The sequence below is a fragment of the Streptomyces sp. NPDC001750 genome, assembly GCF_042892615.1.
Taxonomy (GTDB): domain Bacteria; phylum Actinomycetota; class Actinomycetes; order Streptomycetales; family Streptomycetaceae; genus Streptomyces.
In genome coordinates, this window is sequence record NZ_JBIAUE010000028.1 from 24,262 (window position 1) to 38,974 (window position 14,713).

Sequence of the window (14,713 nt, forward strand, 5' to 3'; positions counted from 1 at the left end):
GTGCCTCCGGCCTCATGCCCCCCGCCCTCCGGTCGTGTCTGGTGTGGGCGTGTTTCCGCCCGGCCGCGGTGCCTTCGGCGCGAGTGCCTCCGGATGATGGAGATCGAACGCGGGGGAGTCGGAGCGGATCCGCGGCAGTGACTCGAAGTTGTGCCGCGGCGGGGGACAGGAGGTGGCCCATTCCAGTGAACGGCCGAATCCCCAGGGGTCGTTCACCGTCACCGCCGGAGCGTGCCGGGCCGTCTTCCAGACGTTGTGGAGGAAGGGGAGTGTGGAGATCCCGAGCAGGAAGGCGCCTACCGAGGAGACGGTGTTGAGCACGGTGAAGCCGTCGTTCGTGAGGTAGTCCGCGTACCGGCGGGGCATCCCCATCTCGCCGAGCCAGTGCTGTACGAGGAAGGTGGTCTGGAATCCGATGAACAGCGTCCAGAAGTGGATCCGGCCGAGCCGTTCGTCGAGCATCCTGCCGGTCATCTTGGGCCACCAGAAGTAGAAGCCGCCGAACATGGCGAAGACGATGGTGCCGAACAGCACGTAGTGGAGGTGGGCCACGACGAAATAGCTGTCGGTGACATGGAAGTCCAGTGGCGGCGACGCGACGAGGACACCGCTCAGTCCGCCCAGGAGAAACGTGGTGAGAAAGCCGAGGGCCCAGAGCATCGGTGTCTCGAACGACAGGCTTCCGTGCCACATCGTGCCGATCCAGTTGAAGAACTTCACGCCGGTCGGCACCGCGATCAGGAACGACATGAGCGAGAAGAAGGGCAACAGCACGGCCCCCGTGGCGAACATGTGGTGAGCCCAGACGGAGGCCGAGAGCATGGTGATGGCGATGGTGGCCCCCACCATCCCGACGTAACCGAAGACGGGTTTGCGGCTGAACACGGGAAGGATCTCGGTCACGACGCCGAAGAACGGCAAAGCGACGATGTAGACCTCCGGATGTCCGAAGAACCAGAACAGGTGCTGCCAGAGCAGTGCGCCGCCGTTGGCGGGATCGTAGACGTGCGCCCCGAACTTGCGGTCGGCCATCAGTGCCAGCAGGGCCGCCGTCAGCACCGGGAACGCCAGCAGGACCAGGATCGAGGTGAAGAGGATGTTCCAGGTGAAGATCGGCATCCGGAACAACGTCATTCCCGGGGCGCGCAGGCAGATGATCGTGGCGATGAAGTTGACGGACCCCAGCGTGGTGCTAATGCCGCTCAGGACCAGCCCCATGGCCCAGAGGTCACCGCCGGCCCCGGGCGTGCGGATGGCGCTGTTCAGCGGGGCGTAGGCGAACCAGCCGAAGGAGGCGGCACCGCCGGGGACGACGAGACCGCCGACGACCATCAGCCCTCCGAAGAGGAAGAGCCAGTAGGTCAGCGCATTGAGCCGCGGAAACGCCACGTCGGGCGAACCGATCTGCAGCGGCATGACGGCGTTCGCGAACCCGGCGAACGTGGGCGTCGCGAACAGCAGCATCATGACCGTGCCGTGCACGGTGAACAACTGGTTGTACTGCGTCGGATTCAGGATCTGGAGCCCCGGCCGTGCCAGCTCGGCGCGCATGACCATCGCCAGAGCCCCGGCGAGCAGGAAGAAGGCGAACGAGGTGACGAGGTACATGTTGCCGATCGTCTTGTGATCGGTGGTCGTCACGATCTCCCGGATCCGGCAGCCCATGCGTACACGGGGGTTGTCGGTCACAGCCTTCTCCGGCGGTGTCCGCTGCAGGTGTTCCAGCTGTGACATGGTGCCTCCGTGGTTCCGCGCGGCGGCGGTGACGGGGCCCGCCGCCGCGCAAGCTGGGTGGTCTCCTTCTGACGGCCGGACATCTTCCCGTGAGCCGATGACCCGCCGCGGGTACCGGTGGGCGTCCGCGCTCGGCGGCACGGGACGCCGGTGAGATGGCGGTGAGGCCACGGCGGAGTGCCGCTGGGGAGGGGGTGGGCCGTCCTCCCGGGCGGAGGGCGGTCGACGGGGCTCCGCTTCGGTCACGTCGGGGCCCGGGCGGAGCCGTGACGGTGTCCGGCACCCCGAGTTCCGGACACCGTCACGGGGAGCCGAAGCGGGCAGCGGCTCTCCACCGATATGAACGAAACCCCCCTGCCGAGGATTCGCCGCCGAAAGGGTGAGCGGTTCAGGTCGACGGAGAACGCCGTACGCCCCTGCCGGAGCGATGCGTTTCGGTGGCCGTCCCATCGGCCATGGGGCCGATGTCAGAAAGCGGTTTCTACGTACGGGGATCCGGCCGGCGCGGTGGGCGCACTCCGCCCGCCGCGGGTGCGCGCGGCGGCCCCGTTACGCAAACACGTCGAGGTCGCTGGTCATACCAACACGGCATAGACGAGGAAGAAGGCCGCCACGAATACGACGATGACAAGAATGGCGATCAGTGGCCCCGCCGCCCATCCCTCGGGGGGTTCGTTGCGCGGCCCTGCCTCGGAGGTACTGCCTTCGGCGGGGGGCGTCTCACCGGGTGGGACGCCGCCGCCGGGCTCCAGGCCGGTCGTGTGGCGCGGATCAGGATCCGGATTCCCAATGGTCATACTCTGTATCTACCCATTTGGTATCAATCGCACCATCTCCTCGTGGTGAGGTCCGCTCTTCATCGGGTCGGTGTCCGGCGCCCTGTCGCCCGGACGCTGCGGGTCTCTGTCGTGCCGTCGGGGTCCGTGCCTCTTTGTGCGAGAGAGGTCACGGCTGAGGGTGACGACGGAAAGCCCTATATCATGAAATAGCGCCGCATTGTGGTGAGAACGGTAGGTTATCTCCGCCTTCGGAGAGTGAACATGGCCGCAGCCGAAGAAGACGAGACGCAGCGCCTCAAGCGACCGTCGGGCAGGAAGGCCGCCGAAAAGGCCGGTGACCGGCAGGGCGACGACCGGACGAATGGAGCCGGACGTGCGACACACGCCGTGACCGCGCCGCAGGCCATGCGACGCGCGGCCGACCAGCTGCGGGAGTTGCTGGGGCGAGCACCGGAATCGGTGTCAGCCCTCAGGCCGACCGATGAGGGCTGGCAGGCCGACATAGAGGTGCTGGAACTGGAACGCGTTCCCGGCACCACCAGCGTCATGGCGAGCTACCGGGTCCTGCTGGACGAGGAAGGCGAACTAGTGGCGTACGAACGCACCCGCCGCTACACGCGGGGGCAGGTGGACCGGGGCGGTTGACACACCGGACGCCGTCGGCACACCCGAGAAGGAGGGGCGCGGCCGCGTTCGGCGCCGGGAGGCTTTTCCTGAAGGGAGGCACCCATGACTGTGGTGCCGCAAGGCGCGGGAACCGTCGCCACGGGCGGCGGAGGCTCCGCCAATCTCTACGACATCCTCGATCTGATACTCGATCGCGGCCTGGTCATCGACGTCTTCGCGCGGGTCTCACTGGTGGGCATCGAGATCCTGAAGGTCGACGCCCGTGTCGTCGTGGCCAGCGTGGACACGTACCTGCGCTTCGCGGAGGCGTGCAACCGCCTCGACCTGGAGGAGGGGCGCAAGGCGCCCGCGCAACTCACCGACGTGGTCGGAGAGGTGACCGAGGGCGGCTCCCGCGGCAAGGCCAAGGGCGCACTGAGCGGCGCGGCCGAAGTCCTGAGCGACGCTCTCAAGGGAGGCCGGGACGACGAGGAGACCGCGGAGGCTGAGGAGGAACGGGAGCGGCCGAGGCGTCGGCCCGCTGCCCGGCGCCGGAGGGAGTGAGCCATGGCCGTGTACGTGTACACCGTCGTCGACAGAACGCATCCGCAGCGGCTGGACGGCCTGCCCGGCGTGGGCGACCCGCCGACGACCCTGCGCACCGTGGGCTCGGAGAAGCTGTCCGCCGTCGTCAGCGACGCCCCGGAGGGGCTGCGGCCCAAACGCCGGGACCTCGCCGCACATCACGCGGTGCAGGAGCGTCTGATGCGCGACGGCACCATACTTCCCCTGCAGTTCGGCTTCGTCACGACGGACGACGATGCGGTACGCGCAGTGCTGGAGCAGCGCACCGAGTGGTTCCTCGAGCGTCTGCAGGCACTGGAAGGGTGTGTCGAGTACAACCTGAAGGCCGGCCAGGACCAGAGCGCACTGCTGCGGCAGATCCTGCGTGACTCCGAGGAGGCGCGCAGGCTGAACGACGAGATCAGAGACGGTCGTGACGATCCGCAACTTCCGTTGAGACTCGGTGAGTTGGTGGCCGGTGAGGTGCGGGACCGACAGGGGCGCACGGCCGAGACGATCGTCGATTCTCTGCGCGGTTTCGCCCGGGAGGAGCACGCGTCACAGTCGGCGGGGGACGACTTCCTCAACGCGTCCTTCCTGGTGGAGCGGGAGAAGGAGAAGTCCTTCCTCGCCGCCGAACAGGAACTCGCGAAAGGACTCGGATCGGACTACGACCTGCGGCTGCGCGGACCGCTGGCCCCGTACAGCTTCGTCTAGGAGGCGGGATGGGACTGCTCACCCAACTGGCAACCCTGCCCCTGGCCCCCGTGCGCGGGGCGGCGTGGGTGATCGAGCGCGTCGTGGAGGCGGCGGAGAACGAGTACTACGACCCCCGGCCGGTCGAACGGGAACTCGCCGCTCTCGAACGCCGGCTCCTGGCGGGCGAGATCGACGAGGAGACGTTCGACCGGCGCGAGGACGAACTCCTGGACCGGTTGGACGAGATCAGGGCCCGTGGCCGGGGGAACACCGCCTGAACAGGCAACGGTCTCCTCGTGGGGCCGCGCGCCCCCGGTGTGTCGCCGACGCGCCGGGACAACAGGGAAACGAGGTGCAGTGGCTGTGACCGAACCCGTCGCCAGGAGGCTGGGAGACGTGCCGTCCCGGTCCGCACCCTACGGACCCTACGGCCAGGGCACGTCGGCCAACCTCGCGGACATACTGGAGCGGGTCCTGGACAAGGGAATCGTCATCGCGGGCGACATACGGATCAACCTCCTTGACATCGAACTGCTCACCATCAAGCTCCGTCTGCTGGTCGCGTCGGTGGACAAGGCCAAGGAGATGGGAATCGACTGGTGGGAGCACGACCCGTCGCTCTCCTCCCGCGCTCACGACGGATACCGCTCGCTCACCGACGAGAACGAACGTCTGCGCGCCGAGATCGAGGCGCTGCGCCGAGGTGCCGAACCGCTGACCGGCCGAGAGGGGGAATCCACCGCGGAGATCAGCCGCGGCGCCCCTCACCAGGAACGGGAACAGGAACCGGAACGGGAACGGGAGCGGAAGCCGGAACGGGAAACGAAGCGGAAGCGGGAACGACCGCACCGGACCGATGAACGGGACGAGCCATGACCGCCGACGCCATCAGCTACGCGTACGCGGTCGCACGCGACGACGGAGGGCTGGAGCGGACGCTGGCCGGTCTCTTCGGGGTCTCCGGGGCGCCGGTCCACCTGGTGCGCTCGGAACACTGCGACGGCTTGGTGATGGCCGTCAGCCTCGTACCGGAAAGCGAGTTCGAGGAGGACGCGCTGCGGCTCCGTCTGGAGGACCTGGACTGGCTGGAGTCCACCGCCAGGGCGCACCACCGGGTGGTAGAGGCGCTGGCGGAACACACCACCGTCCTGCCGTTGCGGCTGGTGACCCTGTACCGCGACGACGAGCGGGTGCGGTCCGTGCTCGCGGACCGCTGCGACGCGTTCGGTTCCCGGCTCGAGGCCCTGGCCTTCCGAGCCGAATGGGGCGTCAAGGTCTTCGTCGACGAGCCGACGGCGGATGGCCGGGATGAACCGTCCGCCGATGAGGGCCTGGGCCCCGGACGGGCCTACCTGAGCCGTCGCCGGGCCCAGCGCAGCGCCCGGGACGACGCCTATCGCCACGCCGGACACGTGGTCGAACGAATCGAGTCGGCCGCCCGGTCCTACTCGGTCGGCAGGGTCAGACACCGCCCGCAGGAGGGCGTTCTCGCACCCGGGGCGGGACAGAACGTCGCCAACGACGCCTATCTCGTCCCGTCGAGGTACACCGACGAATTCCGGGCCCATGTGGCGTCGGCGGCAGAAGGGTTCGAGGGCGTGCGTGTCGAGATCACGGGGCCCTGGGCCCCGTACTCGTTCGCGACTCCCGACCTGCCGCAGGGCGGGGAGGGGGTGGCGCGGTGACGGCCATGGGGCCGCCGGTGCCGTCCGAGGAGCCGCTTCCCGACCGGCAGGTGGCGCTGATCGACCTGCTGGACCGGTTGCTCAGCGGTGGGGCCGTCCTCACCGGCGACATAGTGCTGTCGATCGCCGACATCGACCTCGTGCGTGTCTCCCTGCGCTCGCTGATCGTCTCCATCAGCGAGCGGAACCCCGCCCCGTGGGGGACCTCTGCACGCCCGGGGAGGCGACGATGACAGGCGAGCAGCACCTGCCGCAGAGCCGTCTCCGCGAGATCACCGAAGCCGCCGACCGCGCGCTGCGGTCCCTGCCCACGAGGGAGGAGGACGTCCCGCACGTCCCGCGAGGTGCTCGGCGGCCGGCCCGCAGGGTGAACGCGGACCCCGACACGGTCGAACGCGACCTGATGAAACTCGTCCTCACCGTCGTCGAGTTGCTGCGGCAGCTCATGGAACGGCAGGCGCTGCACAGGGTCGAGGCGGGGGACCTGACGGCGGAGCAGGAGGAGCGCCTGGGAGCGACACTGATGATCCTGCACGACCGCATGACCGAACTCTGCGGCCGGTACGGCCTCACCATGAGCGACCTCAACCTGGACCTCGGCCCGCTCGGCACTCTGCTGCCTCCCCGGGAATGAGAGCGTTCGGCCTCCTGTGGTCACCGAACGCGGCCGGCACAGCGGGCCACAGCGGACGAGTCGCGGCTCACGGAGCGCTTCGACCCGCTCCGGGCAGCCGTACGCGCACGATGCCGTCACCGTCCACACGCACCTGGAAGGCCGGTTGCGGAGCGGTGGCCGGCCCGCGCACGTTGGCGCCGTCCGACAGCCGGAAGACACTGCCGTGCCAGGGGCATTCCACGCAGCCGTCGGCGATCCTTCCCTCGGAGAGGGGGCCCGACTGATGACTGCAACGCTCCCCGAGGACACGGAGCCGCCCGTCCTCGCAGCGGAACACGAGAAGGGCCACCTCGCCCACCTGCCTACGGACCGCCACACCCGCCGGGAAGTCCGCAACGGCGCCGACGGGATGCCAGCCCGCCTCCAGCAGACGTGGAACGGACTCGGCCTTGTTGGCGCCGACCGCCTGCCGATAGGCGAGATGGCCACCCAGCAGTCCGCCGACGCCGACGGCGCACAGCCCGGTGAACCCCAGTGCCTTGGCCAGAACCGTGCGGCCGTCACGGCGACGATGCGCCCAGGAGCCGGCGTACAGCGCGACGGCGGTGGTGACGGACGCCGCGTGGACCAACCCGGTGCGCATGTGCTCGGGGGGCTGCTCCGCCCAGTCCACCCATCCGGCCAGCGCGGCGGGAGCGGCCCCGAGGACTCCCACGCCGACCAGCACGCGTGCACCGCGCCGACTGCCGGGTACGCAGTCCAGCACCGCTGCCGACAGCCATGCCCCCACCGGGACCTGCACGAGTGCCGGGTGCAGCGGATGGCCGATCGGCAGACCCCGTAGAGCGTCACGGGAGCGGCCGAGGGGGAGGCGGCGCACCACCCACCGCATCGGGGACGACAGCACGTCGAGCTTCTCCATGCGGCTCAGCGCGTCGAGGCGGTCCAGGAGAAGACGCTCGGCGCGCGCGACAGCGCCTCTCGTCGCGTCACCACGCGCGTCCGGGTCCGTGCATTCCGTCTTTCTCGCCGAAGGCCGCATGGCAGGCGTTTGCCATGCGGCCGTGTGCCTCAAACGTCCGGTGTCCCCGTTCCACCCCGCCGGGCGCGGCACAGGGCGGAGTGCGAGGGAGGGGAAGACGTCGGTCAGTCCGGCTCGTCGTCCTCACGCCCGCCCTCGGCGTCCTCGTCCTCATCGTCCTCACGCCGGTCCTCGTCCGCGGGTTCTTCCTCGTCCTCCTCCCACGCGTCGTCCGCCTCCGGCCCCTCTTCCTCCTCGTCTCCTTCGCTCTCTTCCTCCTCCTCCGCCTCGTCCGACTCGCGGTCCTGCCGGGCCTCCTCGTCCTCGACGGCCTGCTCGTGGGTTCGTACCACTTCGCCGTCACGGATCTCACCGCGCCACCCCTCGGGCTCCTCGTCGGTGAGGGTGACGTGGCGCTGGAAGTGCTTGAGGTCCAGCCGCAGTCTCCGGCCCTGTGCGCGCCAGAGATTGCCCGTCTTCTCGAACAGCCCCGATGCGTAGTACTCGACGACCAGCACGATGCGGGTCAGGCCGGGAGCCAGTTCGTGGAAGCTCACGGCGCCCCGTGTCGTCCCCTTGGCGCCCTCGGAGCTCCAGACGATGCGCTCGTCGGGAACCTGCTCCTGGACAGTCGCCTTCCAGCCACGGGTCGAAGGGCCGACCTTGGCCTTCCAGTCGCTCGTCGTCTCGTCGGACAGCGAGACGTTGCGCACACCCTTGGTGAACCCGCTGAACTTCTCGTAGTGCGTCCAGTGGTCGTAGGCCGTGCGCAGGGGGACTCCCACATCGATCACCTCGACGATGTTGGTGACCTTTGTGTCTCCCGGCGCCTTTCCCTTGCCGCCGAGGAGGCTCCCCGTCTTGTCCAGGAGCGAGTCCTTGACACTCTTCGCCGTTCCGGAGAGCACCGCTTTGACGGGGGAGCGGCCGCCGAGGAGGCTCGCACCTATCCGGGAGAGCGAACCGCCGTTGCGCGTGACATCGACGAGCTGGTCCGTCACGTCGAACAGCTTGTCGCTCGCCCGCTCCGCCAGGTCTCCGACGCGAGCCGACACATAGTCTCCCAGTTCGTCGCGGAACCGGTCGAACCCTGAAACCTCGGTCTCCTTGAGCCGCTGTGCCATGACTGGTCACCTCCGGCGCCCGGCGTGTGACGGCGTTTTCTCCGAGGAAGGAGTCTTCTTCCTGGGAACAGCCCTTTCGGTGGTCTTCTGCCGGGTCGAGGGTTTCTTGGAAGGCGCCGTCCCCCCGGCCGCCTGCTTGCGGTCGCCCGTCTTCCTCGTGCCGTTGCCTCTGTCCGCGCGGTCACCGGGCTTCTCTCCCGAGGTGCCGCGGGCGCGCGGTCCTCTCGCGCGGCCCTCGTCTGCGTGCTCCTCCTCCTCTTCCTCGTCGCCCCGATCGAGGTCCTCCCCGTCCCGGACCTCCTCCTCACCGGAGCCCTCCAGGCGAAGAGTCCGCTCGTGAAGAGCGTCGGCGAACGCGGAGAGGCGACGATCGGCGGCCGCTGATACCGCTTCGCGACCGACCGTCACCAGTTCGCCCCGCAATTGATCGCCCAGGTCCGCGACCTGGGGAATCTCTCCGAGCCTTTTCACGCCCTTGGTGACGATCTTCCGTGGCTCGACCCCGTAATGACGGCCGGCCGCATAGGACGCCACCGTGAGGGCGAGCCGCCCCTTCTTGGTCCGCCCCAGAACGTAACCGCCTGCCACCGCCGCGGCGAGCAACAGTCTGTTGATATCGGTCATGGGTTGTTCACCCTCTCATCGACGTCGAGCTCTCACAGACGTCGAGTTCTCTTGGGTGCCGAGTTCTCACGGGTGTCGAGCGGAGCCGTGAGAGAAAGGAATCCTCCGGCTCTGTTCCGCTGCTTCCGTTGTTTCGCGTGCGCAGTCGGCCGGGCCTTCGCGGGTACCCCTGGAAATGGGCCCGGAGAAGCGGGAGAACGCGCGGAGCGAACGGCCCGCACTTCCCGCAGGGGCGTGCGGGCCGTCAGGCGATTTCCGCCCCGCCGACCTTCTCCGGTCGTGTGGCGGAAGGGTGATCGACGGCTACCGAGAGGGCGGTACGTGAGGCGGGGTGCGGTCACGGCCGCCACTCATCTTCTTCTTGATCTTGCCCTTGGCCTGCTCGGCCTTTCCCTCGGCTTCCTTGCGGCGGTCTCCCGTCAACTTGCCCAGGGTTTCCTTCGCCTTGCCCTTGATCTTGTCCTTGCCGCTTCCGTGAGCCATTGCGACTCCTCCGATGGGCTGTTCAGGGCTCTCCTTCAAACGTAGTTCCTGTCCGAGGCATCGGCGCGGTGTGGAAGCGATTCGCTGAATGCGGACCGATGCGGTGGTGCCACTGGGGCCGCGTTACCGGCCGGTCGAGTCGGCTGCTCTCGGATCTGCGGACGGCCGCACGGTTCCTCGGCTGAGGGCTTGCTCCCGCGACCGGGGGCCTTCTCGTGCGGCATCGGGCAGCCGAGTTCGAGGGCGCGGTCCGCCGAGCCGTGCGGCACGGTGCGGTGGACGCGCCCTCGGCGTCGCCCACGGCATCGGCGCCGTGCGGTCGATTCACGCCCTGAACGAGCTGCGGACGGTGGCCGTCCGAGGGACGGCCACGAGCCGTTGCCGCCCGGCTCCAAGGGGGTGATCTCGGCGGTGATTGGGCCGGATGGAGCAGACAGGCATGGGCGGGCACCGCGAAGAGGGAAGCTCCTTCGAAGAGAACTCCGGATCCGGGTGCGGGAAGGGAGGCCGACGGTGGCCACGATGACGGGTGAGGCGCGGGACGGTTCGGTGTCGGGGTGTCTCAGGTTGCCCGGCATCGTGCTCGGGGTGGGGATGGGCGGGTTCGCCGACGGCATTCTGCTGCATCAGGTCCTGCAGTGGCACCACATGCTCAGCAGCACCGACCACGACCGTATCGGAATCAAGTACTACGACCCGAACACGGTCTCCGGCCTGGAGATGAACACGGTGTGGGACGGCGTCTTCCACACCGTGTGCTGGCTCGCCGTACTGATCGGACTGGCCATCCTGTACGCGCGCGTCACCCGCGACCGGCTACGGGTGTGGCGGTCGCGGGTGCTCTGGGGCTGGATGCTCGTCGGCTGGGGCCTGTTCAACCTCGTCGAGGGCGTCCTGGACCACCATGTCCTGGGCATCCACCACGTTCGCTCCGGAGGCGGCCAGGTCTGGTGGGACATCGGCTTCCTGCTCCTGGGCGCTGTGCTGATCGCTGCCGGCTACCTGCTGCAGCGCAGCGGCCGGCTCTTCGACCCGACCGCGCCCGCCCGCCCTGAGGAAGGGCGGTACGCCTGATGGGACACGACGTGTCCGTGCACCAGCACCTGGGCAACGGGACCCTTGAGACGCTGCTGCCCGTCCTCGCCCTGTCGGCGGCCGTCGGCGCGTACCTGCTGCTGGCACACCGGGCCCGCCGCCGCAACCCGGTCCTGGGCTGGAGCCCGTGGCGAACGGCGAGCTTGCTGACCGGGGCCGTTCTGCTCGGGGCGGCTCTGCTGCCGCCGGTGGCGGCCCTGGCCCACGACGACTTCCGCGCGCACATGATCCAGCATCTGCTCATCGGCATGTACTCACCGCTCGCACTCGTCCTGGCAGCGCCCGTCACCCTTCTGCTGCGCACCCTGTCCGCGCCCCGGGCCCGTCGGCTGACCGGCCTGCTGCGCAGCACGCCGGCCCGGTTCGTCGCCCGACCGGAGGTGGCCCTCACACTCTCCGTCGGCAGCCTCGTCCCGCTCTACTTCACCCCCTTGTACAACGCGATCGCGGGCGTACCGGCGGCGCACTGGCTGCTGCACGCACACTTCTTCCTGTCCGGATGCCTGTTCACCCACGCCATCGCCGGTCCCGACCCGGCCCCGTCGCGACCGGGCGTGCGCGCACGTCTGGTCTGCCTCGGGGTGGCCGTCGCGATGCACGCGGTGGTCTCGCAACTCATGTACGGCGGCTTCCGGGTCCACATCCACGCGCCGATCGACCAGGTCCGAGGGGGCGCGGAGATCATGTACTACGGCGGTGACGGCGCCGAACTGCTCCTGGCCGCCGCCTTGGTGACCACGTGGCGACCCGACCGCCGGCGTACGGCACCGCCACGCGTCGCCGGGACCGGAGCCGCCCCGACACCTGTCTGAAAGTCGACATGTCACGGCGATGGGGGAAGGTTGGGCGAACCGGACCGCGCGGCCGGGGCCCCGAGGACCAGGCGGTGGCGAAGCGGCGGTACCGCCGCTGTAGCGCGTCTCTCCAACGGGCAGCACGACAAGTATCCGGAGAAGGACACCACGGCGCCTCGCCGCGTTGTCGGAACGCCCGCATACATCCAGTGCGCGGGCGCCCCTCCGCCTTGCGATGCACCGCATCCGACGCCGCGCGCCGAGCCACCAGGGATTACGGGACAGCCCTCATCGCTTCGCGACGTCGTCGATCACCGGCACGCGTGACGCGAGGCCGCCGGACGGCGCGGGCGGCACGGAGAATGCCGTGCGCCACGGGCGCCCCAGCAGCTCTTCGACACCCTTGAGGTCACCGGCCGCCAGGCGGCTGCGTATCAGCGTGGAGGAGCAGGTACGGCCGTCGCGGGCGACGAGTGGCACGGCGTCCACGGTGAAACCGAGCCGCCTTCCCGCGCGGCCGAGCAGGGCGGTGTCGCCGCGGCCTCCCCGGCCGAAGCGGAAGTTCTCGCCCACCACCACGGCACGGGCCCCGAGTGTGCGGCCGAGGAACCGGTCGGCGAACTCGTCGGCCGCCATGTCGGCCAGCGCCGTGGTGAACGGCAGCACGAGCACGACGTCGACGCCGAGACCGTGGGCGAGGCGGACGCGTTCTTCGAGGGACGTCAGGTGCCTGGGCGCGCGCTCCGGACAGGTCACCGTGAGGGGGTGCGGGTCGAAGGTCAGCAGCACCGACGGCAGCCCGTGGCGAGCCGCCCGCTCGCGCACCCGCCGGACCAGTGCGGCATGGCCGCGGTGGAATCCGTCGAAGACTCCCATGGTCACGGCACAGCCCCGCCAGTCGGAGGGAACGTCGTGCGGGTCCGTCCACACAGCGCCCGAGGCGCGGACTGCCGGTGCGAACTCCGGGCAGTTCGGGGAAGATTGCGCTGTCACATCCGCATCCTTGGTCTCAGGCCCGTTCGAGGACGAAGTCGTACCGCTGCACGAGGCCGCCTTCCCCGTCCGCCACGGGGCGCAGGATCAGTTCGGGCTTGGTCGCCCGGGCGACGTCGTCGTCCACCCACGCGCCGCCTGCGAAGTACAGCTGCGTCGTGAGCTGCCGGTGCCCCTCGGCCCGGACCCTCACATGCAGATGAGCGGGGCGCCAGGGATGCCATCCCGCCGCGGCGATCATGCGTCCCGTGGGGTGGGCCGGGGCGGCACCGGACCGCCCCGGCGAAGTGATCAGCGGCGGTGGATGCTCACGTCATCCGGGTTGATCAGGTCCGGCACGGTCCAGCCGTTCAGGTCGTACTCGGCCATGCACTGCTCCGCGAAGCCCTTCATGGCGTCGGCGGCCCCGGAAGCCTGGGCGGTGAAGAGCATCTCCGCGCGCACCTGCTCGTGGTTGCCCGAGTAGTTGCGCTCGTACAGCTCGTGCCGGCCGCCGAACTCGCTGCCGATGGAGTCCCAGATCAGCTTCATCAGCTTGACCCGCTCGACGGAGTCGTAGCCGTTGGACCCGCGCACGTACTTGTCCAGGTAGGGGCGGATCTCCGGGACGGAGAAGTCCTTGGCGTTGGAGTTGAGGTAGATCAGCCCGCTGCCCAGGTCCTGCATGATGATTTCCTTGATCCGCGGATAGCCGAGGGTCATGAACCAGCGGTAGGCCAGGCCGTAGTCGAGCTTGGGCAGGAGGGCGTCGTCCTTCCACGAGTCCGGGTTGTTCGCCATGGCGTCGGTCAGCCCCCAGAACAGGTTGCGCCAGGCGATGACCTCGCCCACGCGGGTCTGGATGCCGCGGAAGTCCTTGGTGCCGGTGACCTCCACGCCCTTCATCAGGAGTCCGGCGATGAAGTCGAGCTTTACGGCGAGGCGCGTGCAGCCGTGGAAGGTGAAGCGGTGCAGGAAGCCCGAGCCGGGGAAGAACGTGCTCGCCTTTTCGGCGTCGCCGTAGATGAAGACGTTCTCCCAGGGGATCTTCACCTTGTCGAGGATGAAGATGGTGTCGTTCTCGTCGAAGCGGCTCGACAGCGGGTAGTCGAAGGGGCTGCCCATCACGTCGGCGTTCATCGCGTAGGAGTGCCGGCTGATCAGCTTCATGCCGGGCGTGCCCATCGGGACGGTGCAGACCAGCGCGAACTCCTTCTTCTTGATCGGCAGGCCGTAGTGGGCGATGAAGTTGTAGTGGGTGATGGCCGAGCCGGTGGCCACCACCTTGGCGCCGCTGATGACCAGGCCGTCGTCCCGCTCCTCGTCGACGTGGACGAAGATGTCCTTGACCTCGTCGGGGTTGCGGTCGCGGTCGACCGGCGGGTTGATGATGGCGTGGTTCCAGTAGAGGACCTTCTCCTGGGACTCGGTGTACCAGCGCCGGGCGTTGTCTCCGAAGGGCTGGTAGAAGTCGCTGTTGGCGCCGAGGGTGCCGAGGAAGGCCGCCTTGTAGTCTGGGCTGCGGCCCATCCAGCCGTAGGTCATCCGCGCCCACTCGGCGATCGCGTCGCGATCGGCGAGCAGGTCCTCGCGGCTGCGCGGCGTACGGAAGAACGGGTGGGTGAAACCGTCGCTGCCGGTGTCGGTCGGCACCGTGAGCACCGACTGCTTGTCCGGGTCGTGCAGCGCGTCGTACAGCCGCGCGGTCATGCGCACCGAGTTGCGGAAGGCGGGGTGCTCGGTGACATCCTTGACCTTCTCGCCGTAGACCCACACCTCCCGTCCGTCACGAATGGACTCGATGTACTCGTCGCCCGTCAGCGGGCGGGTCTTGCGCACGCCCTCCGCGGGCGGGGCGGCCGGAGAGCGGGTGTCTTCCTGAGTCATGTCCGTCCTAGCTGATCTCGAAGGTGGGTG

At 69.0% G+C, this 14,713-nt stretch carries 19 protein-coding genes; 10 read left to right on the forward strand and 9 right to left on the reverse strand.

Annotated features, from left to right (window positions below; genetic code table 11):
- Positions 1-12: 12 nt before the first annotated feature.
- Together ctaD and ACFYY6_RS31465 are read right to left on the reverse strand one after the other, a co-directional pair.
- Complete coding sequence (gene ctaD, locus ACFYY6_RS31460; RefSeq protein WP_351630592.1) at positions 13-1,665, reverse strand: cytochrome c oxidase subunit I; 1,653 nt, start codon at positions 1,663-1,665, stop codon at positions 13-15.
- 644 nt (positions 1,666-2,309) lie between these two features.
- Positions 2,310-2,531 carry a DUF6480 family protein gene (locus ACFYY6_RS31465; RefSeq protein ID WP_351520061.1) on the reverse strand — a complete coding sequence of 74 codons (222 nt, stop codon included), beginning with the start codon at positions 2,529-2,531 and terminating at the stop codon, positions 2,310-2,312.
- Between the two features lie 243 nt (positions 2,532-2,774).
- On the opposite strand from ACFYY6_RS31465, the gene ACFYY6_RS31470 reads away from it, so the two are divergent.
- The 8 genes from ACFYY6_RS31470 to ACFYY6_RS31505 all read left to right on the forward strand — a co-directional run bounded on the left by ACFYY6_RS31470 (position 2,775) and on the right by ACFYY6_RS31505 (position 6,701).
- Positions 2,775-3,158 (forward strand): gas vesicle protein, encoded by a 384-nt coding sequence (locus ACFYY6_RS31470; RefSeq protein WP_351520060.1) that lies wholly within the window; start codon positions 2,775-2,777, stop codon positions 3,156-3,158.
- Between the two features lie 84 nt (positions 3,159-3,242).
- Positions 3,243-3,683 carry a gas vesicle structural protein GvpA gene (locus ACFYY6_RS31475; RefSeq protein ID WP_351520058.1) on the forward strand — a complete coding sequence of 147 codons (441 nt, stop codon included), beginning with the start codon at positions 3,243-3,245 and terminating at the stop codon, positions 3,681-3,683.
- 3 nt (positions 3,684-3,686) lie between these two features.
- Positions 3,687-4,400, forward strand: a complete 714-nt coding sequence (locus tag ACFYY6_RS31480; RefSeq protein WP_351520057.1) for a GvpL/GvpF family gas vesicle protein — start codon at positions 3,687-3,689, stop codon at positions 4,398-4,400.
- 8 nt (positions 4,401-4,408) lie between these two features.
- Entirely contained in the window at positions 4,409-4,660 is a 252-nt protein-coding gene (locus ACFYY6_RS31485; protein WP_389196828.1) for a gas vesicle protein GvpG, read from the forward strand.
- Positions 4,661-4,745: 85 nt separating this feature from the next.
- Positions 4,746-5,258, forward strand: a complete 513-nt coding sequence (locus tag ACFYY6_RS31490; RefSeq protein WP_351520053.1) for a gas vesicle protein — start codon at positions 4,746-4,748, stop codon at positions 5,256-5,258.
- Positions 5,255-6,067: a GvpL/GvpF family gas vesicle protein gene (locus ACFYY6_RS31495; protein WP_351520051.1), complete on the forward strand. Its 813-nt coding sequence runs from the start codon at positions 5,255-5,257 to the stop codon at positions 6,065-6,067. The genes ACFYY6_RS31490 and ACFYY6_RS31495 overlap by 4 nt, the downstream gene beginning before the upstream one ends.
- Before the next feature lie 5 nt (positions 6,068-6,072).
- Positions 6,073-6,300 carry a gas vesicle protein gene (locus ACFYY6_RS31500; RefSeq protein WP_351520079.1) on the forward strand — a complete coding sequence of 76 codons (228 nt, stop codon included), beginning with the start codon at positions 6,073-6,075 and terminating at the stop codon, positions 6,298-6,300.
- A complete protein-coding gene (locus tag ACFYY6_RS31505; RefSeq protein ID WP_351520049.1) occupies positions 6,297-6,701 on the forward strand; it encodes a gas vesicle protein K in 405 nt (134 codons plus the stop codon). The genes ACFYY6_RS31500 and ACFYY6_RS31505 overlap by 4 nt, the downstream gene beginning before the upstream one ends.
- Positions 6,702-6,768: 67 nt before the next feature.
- Here the strand turns inward: ACFYY6_RS31505 and ACFYY6_RS31510 are convergent, their stop codons facing one another.
- The 4 genes from ACFYY6_RS31510 to ACFYY6_RS31525 form a co-directional block, all read right to left on the reverse strand.
- Positions 6,769-7,605 carry a Rieske (2Fe-2S) protein gene (locus ACFYY6_RS31510; protein WP_351630509.1) on the reverse strand — a complete coding sequence of 279 codons (837 nt, stop codon included), beginning with the start codon at positions 7,603-7,605 and terminating at the stop codon, positions 6,769-6,771.
- 224 nt (positions 7,606-7,829) lie between these two features.
- On the reverse strand, positions 7,830-8,828 hold the full coding sequence (locus ACFYY6_RS31515; RefSeq protein ID WP_351630514.1) for an SRPBCC family protein: 999 nt from the start codon (positions 8,826-8,828) through the stop codon (positions 7,830-7,832).
- 6 nt (positions 8,829-8,834) lie between these two features.
- Positions 8,835-9,452, reverse strand: coding sequence for a histone protein (locus ACFYY6_RS31520; protein WP_389196830.1), 618 nt, complete (start codon positions 9,450-9,452; stop codon positions 8,835-8,837).
- A 303-nt stretch (positions 9,453-9,755) separates the two neighbouring features.
- Entirely contained in the window at positions 9,756-9,935 is a 180-nt protein-coding gene (locus ACFYY6_RS31525; RefSeq protein WP_386609088.1) for a CsbD family protein, read from the reverse strand.
- 522 nt (positions 9,936-10,457) lie between these two features.
- Here ACFYY6_RS31525 and ACFYY6_RS31530 point away from each other — a divergent pair.
- Both ACFYY6_RS31530 and ACFYY6_RS31535 read left to right on the forward strand, forming a co-directional pair.
- Complete coding sequence (locus ACFYY6_RS31530) at positions 10,458-11,009, forward strand: DUF2243 domain-containing protein (RefSeq protein ID WP_351520077.1); 552 nt, start codon at positions 10,458-10,460, stop codon at positions 11,007-11,009.
- Positions 11,009-11,842: a cytochrome c oxidase assembly protein gene (locus ACFYY6_RS31535; protein WP_351520042.1), complete on the forward strand. Its 834-nt coding sequence runs from the start codon at positions 11,009-11,011 to the stop codon at positions 11,840-11,842. Before ACFYY6_RS31530 ends, ACFYY6_RS31535 begins: the two co-directional genes overlap by 1 nt.
- Before the next feature lie 270 nt (positions 11,843-12,112).
- Here the strand turns inward: ACFYY6_RS31535 and ACFYY6_RS31540 are convergent, their stop codons facing one another.
- From ACFYY6_RS31540 to ACFYY6_RS31550, 3 genes are read right to left on the reverse strand one after another with little or no spacing between them, the layout of a single operon-like run.
- Positions 12,113-12,817, reverse strand: a complete 705-nt coding sequence (locus tag ACFYY6_RS31540; RefSeq protein ID WP_351520041.1) for an FAD synthetase family protein — start codon at positions 12,815-12,817, stop codon at positions 12,113-12,115.
- Between the two features lie 16 nt (positions 12,818-12,833).
- Positions 12,834-13,112, reverse strand: coding sequence for a hypothetical protein (locus ACFYY6_RS31545; RefSeq protein ID WP_351630597.1), 279 nt, complete (start codon positions 13,110-13,112; stop codon positions 12,834-12,836).
- The gene (locus ACFYY6_RS31550; RefSeq protein ID WP_351630522.1) at positions 13,109-14,683 is read right to left on the reverse strand and encodes a 4-hydroxyphenylacetate 3-hydroxylase N-terminal domain-containing protein; all 1,575 of its coding nucleotides are present in this window, start codon (positions 14,681-14,683) and stop codon (positions 13,109-13,111) included. The genes ACFYY6_RS31545 and ACFYY6_RS31550 overlap by 4 nt, the downstream gene beginning before the upstream one ends.
- Between the last annotated feature and the right edge of the window lie 30 nt (positions 14,684-14,713).